6 protein-coding genes and 2 pseudogenes are annotated in these 8097 nt (G+C 62.1%); 1 reads left to right on the top strand and 7 read right to left on the bottom strand.

The genetic code is table 11. From position 1 onward, the window contains the following. The 5 genes and pseudogenes from JOZ76_RS37550 to JOZ76_RS37530 form a co-directional block, all read right to left on the bottom strand. A pseudogene (locus JOZ76_RS37550) lies at positions 1-233 on the bottom strand (branched-chain amino acid ABC transporter permease); the annotation flags it as partial. 1 nt (position 234) lies between these two features. Continuing rightward, the gene (locus tag JOZ76_RS37545; protein WP_291706413.1) at positions 235-1245 is read right to left on the bottom strand and encodes a branched-chain amino acid ABC transporter permease; all 1011 of its coding nucleotides are present in this window, start codon (positions 1243-1245) and stop codon (positions 235-237) included. 165 nt (positions 1246-1410) lie between these two features. Then, on the bottom strand, positions 1411-2238 hold the full coding sequence (locus tag JOZ76_RS37540) for an AraC family transcriptional regulator (RefSeq protein ID WP_291706412.1): 828 nt from the start codon (positions 2236-2238) through the stop codon (positions 1411-1413). A 149-nt stretch (positions 2239-2387) separates the two neighbouring features. Next, the gene (locus JOZ76_RS37535) at positions 2388-3638 is read right to left on the bottom strand and encodes an ABC transporter substrate-binding protein (RefSeq protein WP_291706411.1); all 1251 of its coding nucleotides are present in this window, start codon (positions 3636-3638) and stop codon (positions 2388-2390) included. 525 nt (positions 3639-4163) lie between these two features. Next, positions 4164-5048 (bottom strand): sensor histidine kinase, encoded by an 885-nt coding sequence (locus tag JOZ76_RS37530; RefSeq protein WP_291706410.1) that lies wholly within the window; start codon positions 5046-5048, stop codon positions 4164-4166. Positions 5049-5554: 506 nt separating this feature from the next. On the opposite strand from JOZ76_RS37530, the gene JOZ76_RS37525 reads away from it, so the two are divergent. Beyond that, on the top strand, positions 5555-7030 hold the full coding sequence (locus tag JOZ76_RS37525; protein ID WP_291706409.1) for an FAD-binding oxidoreductase: 1476 nt from the start codon (positions 5555-5557) through the stop codon (positions 7028-7030). A gap of 192 nt (positions 7031-7222) precedes the next feature. Here JOZ76_RS37525 and JOZ76_RS37520 read toward each other — a convergent pair whose 3' ends face one another. Both JOZ76_RS37520 and JOZ76_RS37515 read right to left on the bottom strand, forming a co-directional pair. Next, entirely contained in the window at positions 7223-7783 is a 561-nt protein-coding gene (locus JOZ76_RS37520; protein WP_291706408.1) for a topology modulation protein, read from the bottom strand. A 128-nt stretch (positions 7784-7911) separates the two neighbouring features. Continuing rightward, a pseudogene (locus JOZ76_RS37515) lies at positions 7912-8097 on the bottom strand (adenylate/guanylate cyclase domain-containing protein); the annotation flags it as partial.

Raw genomic sequence — 8097 nt, 5'->3', positions numbered from 1 at the left:
TAGCCGGCGAGGAACATCAGGCTGAGCGCGACGGTCCCGAGGATCAGCGTCGTGCCAAAAATCTCGATCAGAAAGAACTTGTTCGCGATCAGCGGCATGATCAGCAAAATGACCGCGACTAGCCAGGCAGCCGGATTGTCGAATTCGGCCCACGCCTTGATGGCCGCCGGACGCTGCGCGGCTGATGCCGCTGGCTCGGCGTGAATATGCGGGGCGCTTTGCGTCAACGACATGTCATCGCCTCGCCAAAAGTCCTTGCGGGCGCAGCGCCAGCACCAGCACCATGATCAGGAAGGTCACGACGATGGCGTAGGTCGGGATGTAGACGGAGCCGAGCTGTTCGGCGAGACCGATGATCAGCGCACCCAGCGCGGCGCCGGGGATCGATCCCATGCCGCCGACGATCACGACCACGAGCGAGGCCAAAAGAAACCGCGTATCCTCCCCAGGCGAGAGTGACTGAAAGGTGCCGCCGACGACACCGGCGATGCCGGCAAGGCCCGCGCCGAGCGCAAACACCAGGACGAACACCAGCTGGATATTGACGCCGGTCGCGGCCAGGATGTTGCGGTCATCGACACCGGCACGCACCATCATGCCAATGCGGGTGCGGTTGAGCACGAGCCACATCGCGATGCCGATCACCACCGAGGCCGCGAAGATCACGAGCCGTACCAGCGGATATTGCAAAAACACCGCCTCGCCCGACGATTTCACCGCGGTCATCAGCGGCAGCTCGACCGGACCGATCAGCCAGGCCGGGGTTTGGATCTGATAGAAGTCGCCGCCAAAGGCCCACAGCATCAGATCGGCGAATACGATCGACAGCCCGATAGTCACCATGGTCTGGCGCAAATCCTGGCCCTCCATGCGGCGGAACACCAGGATCTGCAGCAAAATGCCGACCAGGGCCACGACGATGAAGGCCGCGATGAAGGACAAAATCCAGGAGCCGGTCGCAACACTGATGCCGTAGCCGATATAGCCGCCGAACAGATACAGCGAGCCGTGCGCCAAATTGACGTTGCGCATCAGGCCGAAGATCAGGGTGAAACCGCTGGCAACCAGGAAATACAGCCCGCCCAGCGTGATGCCGTTGAACACCGCGTTGAGAAAGATTTTTTTACGGCCGATCGCCTCCTCCAGGCCCGGCGGCCAGATCGCGAACACCAGCCAGAGCACCACGGCGACCGCGATCAGCACGATCAGGGCCCAGGCCGGATGACGCTCGATGAACCGCGTCACGCCGCCGGTCTCCCCGCAACACCGACGCATGTCCATGCCTGAAATCCCGCGCGGCTCGCGGCCATCCTGTCCTCCCTGCGCCGGACCCGTTTTCGGATCGCGTTTGGCGCATCCTAGCGAGCGGATTTGGGAGGGACTTGATCGTCAGTATCTTTTCGCGCGCCCCTAGGGCCTTAACACTTTGGCGGCGCGGCGATAATCGGTGGGCGCCATGCCGACATTGGCGGCGAAGAAGCGGGTAAAACCGCTTTGCGAGGAAAAGCCGAGATCGAAGCCGATATCGGCGATCGCCGATTCCGTGGTGACCAGCGCATCCAGCGCCTTCTCCATCATCAACGTGTTCAAATACAGATGGGGCGTGACGCCGGTCTGGGTCCGGAACAGGCGGTAGAAATGCGGCCGCGACAGCCCCGATTCGCGCGCAATGGTATCCAGCTCGATCTCGGCGCACGGGCTTTCCGACAGCAGCTTGATGCATTTGCGCACGCGAAAATCGGTGATCGCGAGGCTCGCACGCGGTGCCTCGCTGGTTTCGGGACGCTGCCAGCTCTCCTCGTAGCAGGCATCGATCAGCTCCCGCAATTCGCAATCCAGGCTGCTCAGCGATGGCGCGCCGCACACCAGCGCCGCGGTGCGCCGGATCTGCTTGTCCAGGGTTGCCGTGCGTTTGAAATAATTGCGGCCGAAGCGCAGATCCTGGCTCCGCGCGGCATCCGGCGCGAACCATTCGGCGTTGACGTAAAGCACGAAGAAGATCGCGCCGTTGCCGAGATCGTTCGGCAGGAAATTGTGCGGCTCCCAGGGATTGACCGCGACGATGGAATCTTCTGCGAGCAGCCAGCGCTGCTCGCAGACATCGATCGAGGCCGGCGTCCCGCCGACATGAAAAATCAAGTGCCCCTCGCGATGCGCATGCACGTTGAAGGGCCTGTTCAACTGATAGACCGTCGCGCGACCGAACCGGCCGTGGAAGACGGCAAGCGCGCGGCTCATGCCTTCCCTCCCGCTGATTTTGTCTTTGCGACAAGCGTTCAACATCGGGAGGAACAATGCAAGCGCCGCGAAACCTCAATTTTCCTCAACGGCTTGGCCGAGACACATCCCAAGCCGTCGAGGTTGATTTCGCATCCGCAAAAACTACGTCAGTACTTCTTACACTCCGGCACTGTCCGGCTCGGCAGGCCTATCTTGGCGAAGACCGCCGGATCGTAGCCGAGCGTCTGGTTCACGTTCGGGATCACCTTGACGACCTTGCTGAACAGCGCGCCCTTGCCGTCATCCACCACCTCGGTGACGAAATTGGTGCCGATCGCCTGCCGGTTGGAATCGAGCTTGATCTTGCCGTTGGGCGCGTCGAGTTCGATCTTGGCCAGCGCCTCCTTCAGCTTGGCCTGGTTGTTGGAGAGGTCGCCATTGACCTCGCGCAGCGCCAGGATCAGGGCCATCGTCGAGCCGTAGTAATTGGTGGCCAGCAGCGACGGGCTCGGGAAGCGTTTCTCCGGCGGGAAGGCGTCCTGATAGGCCTTCACGAATTTCTGCCAACGCGGATCGTCCCAGGTGTCGGCCTGACCGCTCGCCGCGATCGTGCCGATCAGCGCGTTCTTGGCGCTGCCTTTTGCGGACAGGATGGTCTGGTCGACCAGAATCGAGCCGCCCATCAGGTGCGCCTTGCCCCCGGCCTGCTGGTATTGATTGAGAAAATTGACGGCATCCGCACCACCGAGACCGAGATAGATCGCATCGACGTCGTCAGGCAGCGCGGCGATGACCGAAGCAAAATCCTTGGTGCCGAGTGGCACCCATTGCCGGTTGGTGACCTGCCCGCCGGCGCCGCAGAAATCCAGCACCAGGCCGAACACCTGCGTGTAGACGAAGGAATAGTCCTCGCCGACGGTTGCGATCTTCTTGTAGCCCTTGCTCTCATAGGCATATCTGCCGAGCCCCACCTGCCACTGCGCGCCGTCCATGTTGTATCGGAAGAAGTTCGGCGACGGATCGACATAGGTCGTTTCCTGCGCGCCGGAGGCGGCATTGATGAAGGTAAGCTCGGGATGGGTTTTCGAAAAATTCTTGACCGCGATGCCCTCGTCGCCTGACAGAGGCGACAACAGGATCTGCACCTTGTCCTGCTCGATCAGCTTGCGCACGGCACGGACCGCGGAGTCCGGCGTGGCGTCGGTGGAGGCCACGACGAATTCGAGCTCCTTGTCGCCGACTTTCTTGCCGAGCACGTTCAATGCCGTCTGGTGGCCGCGCATGCCGTCCTCGCCGAGCACCGTATAGGTGCCTTCCAGCGTCGCGGTCACGCCGACCTTGATCTTCTCCTGAGCCATGGCTGCGCTCGACAAAAACAGGCTCGTGAGCGCGACCACACCCAAACAGCTCTTCAACATCGAACTCCTCCCTTTTGCATCGCCAGCATGCATTTTCGAGATCGTTACTGGGCTTTTGGCGCATGAGACCGCCCACAACCCGCGACCTTTTTGAAGTTGCCGCAAGCTAGCTGATGACGAGGCCATGGCGCGCGTCATCCGGGCCTTGAAGCTTAACGGGCAGTCTCATTTTGAATGATGCACCGCAACGCACCAATCCCGAGACGACGGCGGTTAAGCTCTCCAGATGCGACCATCAAAAAACTGCACCGTCAAAGCACCCACCGCTGTCATCGCCCGGTTTAACCGGGCGATCCAGTACGCCGCGGCCGTCCGCTCAAGCACTGCGGTCTCTGGGATACTGGATGCCCCGCTTGCCGCCTTCGCTAAAGCTCCGGCGCGCCCTTGAGTTCGTGGCCGCACCGGAGCCCTGGCGTAGGCGGGAAGCGGGGCATGACCGCGGGAGTGTGGCGAGCATTCTTCAAACCGAGCTTCAACGCTCCCGCGGCGCAATTTCGTCCGGGTCCTGCTCAACTCGGAGCGCGATCAATCGCTGTTCTCACGCTCGGGTAAGGGAAATACAAGTCTGCACCGAAAACCCTCCGGCTCGAAAGCCGGCTCCCAAGACCCCCGAACCGACGCGATGCAGAGCTCGATCAAGCTGGTGCCGAAACCTTGTCGATCCGGCTTGGATACGGCGGGCACGCCGACTTCCTGCCACCAGATGCTCAGGTCGTTCACGGTGCGGCTCCATTCGATCCGAAGCTGCCCGGTTGGAACGGAGAGTGCACCGTACTTCATGGCGTTCGTGAGAAGCTCGTGCACGATGAGAACGAGATTACGGGCCTGTTCCGCCGGAAGCATCACATCAGCGCCGTGCATGACGACCTGCTCAGAGGTAATGCCCTCCAACTCGTTTCTGAAAATCGTTGTGAGCAAAGCGCCAGTCGGCTGTTCGGTCAGAAGATCGTTGGTTCTCCTGATTGCCTCGAAGCGGCGCAGGAGCCGTTCCGCCGCCTCGGGCTCGTGCTGAAGCGTCCGTTTCGTGATCGCATGAAGCACCGAGAAAGTGTTTGCCCTGCGGTGCTCGAGCTCCCGAACCAGGACGTTCATGGCCCGCTGCCGTTCGTAGGCGCGTTCGAGCAGCTTCCGGCACAAGAGGCCGAACGCCACGAGGATGAGGGCGAAGAACAGCAGCCACGCCGTCTCGGAGCGCTCTTGGGCGGAAAGCGCATGGATGACGAAGTGAGGCTCCCTGAAAGCCCACCACACGAGAACGAGCGCTCCGATGCTGACTGCCATCCCGGCAGGCGCCCCGGCCACGATTGCCGCAACTGGAATAGCCGGGAAGAAGCCGGCAAAAGGTATGGCCGCTCCCGCCGTGAACACGACCAAGGTCTGGAGAACGGCGCCCAATAGCGTCGCGGCCAACGCGACCGCCAAGGCACGCAAAGAAACCGGCCGTATCCGAAGGATCACTTCGGCAATACGATCGAAAGGGTCAGGGCGCCCCGCGGAGGTACCCGGCCCCGCAATCGAAGGGCGGGGCGCTTCCAATGTGGATACGACAGGCACTGGTTAACACCTTGAGATTCATCCATATTACTCGTGGACAGGAAGCTGTCCATTTCTTATTGACGCTGTGGGACAAACCCTCTTCGAGGCTTCGAATGCCGCCCATGTCGAAATGATGGGAGAGCACAGGCCGGTGGACACGGTCTTTGCCGTCCAAGGGCTCCCAAGCCGGACGTCCTGTTGACGATGAATCTGACGGCCGTGACAAGGGGGACGACGATTGGTTGTGCTGGCTGCCGGCAGCAAGGCATCCTGCAATTGATGTCGGCTGCGCGGAAGAGCCGCCGCGCGTCGTCGCACGTCACGCGCTCGATCCGTACGAGCGGCAAAGAAGACGAACGAGACGACGAAGAGAGGACCAGATGCCGGATGCAGCCGCCTCGCCCGATCCCCGCATTGCAAGCGCTCCCGTGACATCAGGCATGCTGGAGTCTTTGCGCGCGATCGTGGGCGACAAGGGCCTGATCCTCGACGAGCACGACAAGCAGCCGTTCCTGACCGACTGGCGCGGTTCGCTGGCCGGACGGGCCGCGGCCGTCGTGCGTCCGGCAAATACCGAGGAAGTCTCGAATGTCGTCAAGCTCTGCCACGACAACGACATCGCCATCGTGCCACAGGGCGGCAACACCGGCTTGATGGGCGGCGCCACGCCCTGGCCTGATCACACTGGCATCCTGCTGTCGCTCGGCCGCATGAACCGCGTGCTGCATGTCGACCCGGTCGGCTACGCCATGACCGTGGAGGCGGGCTGCATTCTGCAGACCCTTCAGGAGACGGCGGCAGGCCACGACCGCTTCTTCCCCTTGAGCCTCGGGGCCCAGGGTTCGTGCATGATCGGGGGCAATCTGTCGACCAATGCCGGCGGGGTGCAGGTGCTGCGCTATGGCAATGCGCGCAATCTGGTGCTGGGGCTCGAGGTCGTGCTGCCGAGCGGCGAGGTCTGGGACGGGCTGCGCGCGCTGAAAAAGGACAACACCGGCTACGACCTCAAACACCTGTTCATGGGCGCGGAAGGCACGCTCGGCATCATCACCAAGGCCGTGCTGAAGCTGTGGCCGACGCCCAAGGACGTGTGCACCGCCTGGCTGGCGATCCGCGATGTCAAGGCCGCCGTCGACATTCTGTCCGCGGCCTACGCCGCCTCCGACGACAATGTCGGCTCCTGCGAACTCATGAGCAGGGCCTGCACCGACCTGGTGCTCCGCCACGTGCCCGGCCTTCAGGATCCGCTCAAAGCGGAGACCGATTGGTATCTTCTGCTCGAATGGTCGTCCTCCCGGCCGCGCCAGGACGGCGCCACGGGCCTATCGGACAAGATGGAGCAGTTTTTGGCCGACCAGCTCGAAGCTGGCCGCGTGCTGGACGCGGTGATCGCGCAGACCGAGACGCAGTCGCGCAACATGTGGCGGATTCGCGAAAGCGTCGCCGAGGCCTCGCGCGCCGACGGGCCGGGCCTCAGCTACGACGTGTCGGTCGCGGTTTCCAAAATTCCAGAATTCATCGACCAGGGCATCAAGGCCGTGCTCGACATCCTGCCGACGATCCGCCCCTATCCGCTCGGTCATATCGGCGACGGCAACCTGCACTTCTCCTTCATGGGTCCTGTTGGCATGGACCGGCAGACACTGACCCAGTACTCCGCTGCCATCACCCGGGTCGTGAACGATCTCATCACCTCAATGAGAGGTTCGATCTCGGCCGAACACGGCATCGGCATCGACAAGATCGACGAGCTGGCCCGCTACCGGTCGAAAACAGAACTCGACGTCATGCGCGCGATCAAGCGGGCGCTCGACCCGAAGAACATCATGAACCCGGGCAAGGTGCTGCGGCTGTGATGCGGTGATCGAGCGCATGGTCCGATACGTGGGATCAAAGGTGAGGCGCGGTAGCAAAGGCAAAACCAGCCTACGCTGGAATACGCGCCGAAGCGTACAATTCTGCCCGCTCGAATCGAGCAGCTCGGCGACCGGCACCGACGCTTGAGCGAAGCGCCTGCTGGCATCATCAGAAGCGAGCGACGCCTGCAACTAGCTCTTTCCATCGCGGATCAGCGAGAAAGGCAAGTCGCCGGTGAACTTCTCCACTTGGGAGGGCGATCTCAGAATTATTCCGCGCATTTGCGAAGGGAGATTGGCTAGAAGCTCCGCGTGCCGAGCTCGACTGCGTGTCGGATAGGTCCAAACCCAGTCTCTGAAGAATGGCCAGTCGAAGCGTTCGGGACACCCAGCCCCGACATCACCGCGCTCGCGGCCGTAGTTCCGGATGGTTCGCCAGACGGCCCGCGGAAAATAGATGTAGCGCGCCAGGTCGAGCCAGATCACGGCTTCGGCTCGCGGCAGCCGCAGATCGAGATGGCTCGAGTAGTTACCATCCATGACCCACGCATCACGCGCGGCAACTTCAGCCATTTTCTCGCGAAAGCGCCCGGTCTCCGTGGGCGACCAACCCGGATTCCAGTAGAGGGCATCCAGATGCACAACGGGAAGGCGGAGACGATCGCCAATGCGGCGCGCAAGCGTCGACTTGCCGGCACCGCTCGGACCGAGGATGAGAATGCGCTTCGGAACAGCAGTTGGTGTCGACAACATCGAATGCACACTCTTCGTAGCGCCCTGAGGCAGGAACGCAGCGGTAATATCGAAGTAGTGGCAGTTCTGCTCACAAGTCCACGGTCTACGGGTTGAAAAGGCCAGATGCGAATGTTGGCCCCACCACCCTAGGATGCCATTCGGGCGAGACGGTAGACCGACATGGCCTTGCTGACGCCCTTCAGTTCCGCCTCGCTCTTCGTCACCCTGTATGGCGCAATGATGTCCGCCACATCAGGCGCGCCGTAGACGTCTTCGGTGATGCAGATCTCGTCGCCGTCGGCGAGGTTCTGCACCCGCGCTGCGATGTTCAC

It is taken from the genome of Bradyrhizobium sp., assembly GCF_019244115.1.
Lineage (GTDB): Bacteria > Pseudomonadota > Alphaproteobacteria > Rhizobiales > Xanthobacteraceae > Bradyrhizobium.
The sequence above is the reverse complement of the archived record's forward strand: the minus strand, read 5'-3'. Positions and strand labels throughout refer to the sequence as shown.

Excerpts from the sequence above, each read along its gene's own strand:
- JOZ76_RS37540 (WP_291706412.1), bottom strand. The coding sequence starts at position 2,238 with ATGAGCCGCGCGCTTGCCGTCTTCCACGGCCGGTTCGGTCGCGCGACG.
- JOZ76_RS37535 (WP_291706411.1), bottom strand. The coding sequence starts at position 3,638 with ATGTTGAAGAGCTGTTTGGGTGTGGTCGCGCTCACGAGCCTGTTTTTG.
- JOZ76_RS37525 (WP_291706409.1), top strand. The coding sequence starts at position 5,555 with ATGCCGGATGCAGCCGCCTCGCCCGATCCCCGCATTGCAAGCGCTCCC.
- JOZ76_RS37520 (WP_291706408.1), bottom strand. The coding sequence starts at position 7,783 with ATGTTGTCGACACCAACTGCTGTTCCGAAGCGCATTCTCATCCTCGGT.